Origin of the sequence: Leptolyngbya sp. FACHB-36 (genome assembly GCF_014695955.1) — a bacterium.
In the GTDB taxonomy this organism is placed as follows: domain Bacteria; phylum Cyanobacteriota; class Cyanobacteriia; order Leptolyngbyales; family Leptolyngbyaceae; genus FACHB-36.
In genome coordinates, this window is record NZ_JACJPG010000265.1 from 1 (window position 1) to 2460 (window position 2460).

A 2460-nucleotide genomic window follows, 5' to 3' on the forward strand; every position below is an offset into this window, starting at 1 on the left:
GCGATCGAAGCTGGTTGGAACCAGCTATCCCCGGTGTGGAGCGGCGAAACAAGTCGCACGCTGCATCACTTGCTGCACACGCTTGCGGGTTCCAGTGCCACTTACGGTTTCGCTGCATTGGGGCAGACTGCTCACAGGCTAGAACAGTGTCTACAGGTCCAGATAGCAGCGAACGCCCCACCCACTCTCGAAGAATGGCAGCACATTAATCAGCTGATGCTGCTGCTCCGACAGCAGGTCACAACCCAACGCTGCGCATTTCTACGGGGTGAGAACGATCGTTCCTTTCAAGACATCCCGACTCAGACTGCCTCCACGCTGCTGTCTGAGTGCACCCAGCGGTTAGTCTATCTGGTTGAGGAAGACTCAGACTTGGCGCGAGAACTGGCGCTTCAAATCAGCTACTTTGGCTACCAAGTCTGCACGTTTCATCGCCTTGGTGAGCTGGATCGCGCCATCGCGGAAAAGCCCCCAGCCGCTATCATTACGGACATTTTGGCTCCCAGCAGCGATTTAGCTGAAAAATCGTCTGTTACTCAGACACAGAAGCCTCCGTTTATTATCTTTACCTCAGTACGCCACGATTTAGTCGCGCGATTGCAGGCAGTTCGAGCGGGCGGCGACGCCTATTTTGTAAAGCCGATTAATGTGAATGAACTGATCGACAAGCTCGATGAGCTCATCGGCTACTCTCAGCCCGAACCCTATCGAATTCTGATTGTGGAAGACGATCGAGCCTTGGCAGAGTTCCACGCGCTGATTCTTCAGCAGGCAGGGATGGTCACGCAGATCGTCACCAATCCCTTGCAGGTGATGCAGCCGCTCAGCGAATTCAAACCAGATCTGGTGCTGATGGATATCTACATGCCAAGCTGCAACGGCTTGGAGTTAGCGGCAGTAATCCGGCAGCAGCGGGCATACGTGGGGATTCCGATCGTGTTTCTCTCAATGGAGACAGATCTGAACAAGCAGCTCGCTGCAATGAGCTTGGGCGGCGATGACTTCTTGACCAAGCCGATTCAGCCAGATCACCTCGTATCGTCGGTTGCCAGTCGTGCTCAGCGATCGGCGATTCTGCGCTCGCGGATGGTACGCGACAGTCTCACGGGATTGTACAACCACACCAAAATTCAGGAGCAGTTAGCGATCGAGCTAAAGCGGGCAGCGCGGCAATCGCTGCCCCTTTCTTTTGCCATGCTCGATATCGACTGCTTCAAATTAGTTAACGACACTTACGGGCATCCCGCAGGCGATCGCGTGATCAAAAGTCTTGCCCGCCTGCTTCAGCAACGCCTCCGCCAAACAGATGTGGTCGGACGCTACGGCGGCGAAGAATTTGCGGTCATCTTAGTCGATACGGACGCGGACGCTGCAATCCAAGTGATGGATCAAATCCGTCAGAGCTTTTCTCAAATCCAGCAGCGGACTGAGGGCAGCTACTTCAACGTCACGTTTAGCTGTGGAATTGCAGTATTTCCTAGCTACGCTGACGTGATGCAAATTACTCAGGCGGCTGATCGATCGCTCTATACCGCAAAGCACAATGGGCGCAATCAAGTGGTGTTAGCAAGCTGAAAGTCTGGTGCTCCGTGCTCAGAATTTTCCTGAGTAAAACGAATTGCGCGACAGTCAATTACGCTAACACGCAATGATAGCACTGTAGTTGTTCTATCGATCTCGTTGGGATTTATCAGGTGTCATTTTTAGAAGATCGAGAAATGCATAAGCTGCTGGAGTCAGCAGGGCATTTGCGAGAACTGCAACACAGACAATTCTGAAGCAGGGAACAGGCAGACTATAAACCTTTAAGCCTGATGGAATCGGCTCAGCCGCTAATCGGGGACTAATAGCGGCTCCTAATCCCTTCGCAACCATATTGACGATCGTTGCATCAGAGCGGATTTGATAGGTCGCTTGCAGCGTTGTTCCGTGCTTGGTGCAGTGAGCATAGACCATCGCATCACAGCTATCGCCGTCTGGAGCCATGATTAGCGGATAGGCTCGAAGCTCTTCCCAGGTGAGCTGAGCATTCTTTGCCTCAAAATCTGGAGGATACAGCATCACGAATTCATCTTTCATTAATTCCCACGTTTCAAATTCATTTCCTGTTGGCAAGTAGGTAATGCCAATATCGGCGCGTCCTTTGCGCAAATCTTTCTCAACATCTGGGCGATCGTCATAATCCGTGATGCTAACTGCGATCTCAGGATACTGACGGCAAAACTCTGCGATCACATCCGGGAGAATGTGAGTGGCTGCACTGCGAAATGATGAGATGCGGACATGTCCTCCATGTAACCCCTTCGCCAAATTTGCTTGTTTGATCATGTCATCCAGCAGATACACGACTTGATGAGCACGATCGACGATTTGCTCTCCAACGGGAGTGAGTTGAGCACCGTACCGTCCCCGCGAGAGCAATACGACTCCTAGCTCTTCTTCCAAGGTTGCGATCGCATA

At 52.1% G+C, this 2460-nt stretch carries 2 protein-coding genes; one reads left to right on the plus strand and one right to left on the minus strand.

Features of this window, described 5'->3' with window-relative positions; translation table 11 throughout:
• Positions 1-1575, plus strand: a 1575-nt coding sequence (locus tag H6F43_RS06865; protein ID WP_190341957.1) for a diguanylate cyclase, incomplete at its 5' end; no start/stop codon positions are given.
• A 93-nt stretch (positions 1576-1668) separates the two neighbouring features.
• On the opposite strand, the gene H6F43_RS06870 is transcribed toward H6F43_RS06865, so the two are convergent.
• Positions 1669-2460 (minus strand): LysR family transcriptional regulator (locus tag H6F43_RS06870; protein ID WP_190341959.1); only part of this gene is annotated, 792 nt, incomplete at its 5' end.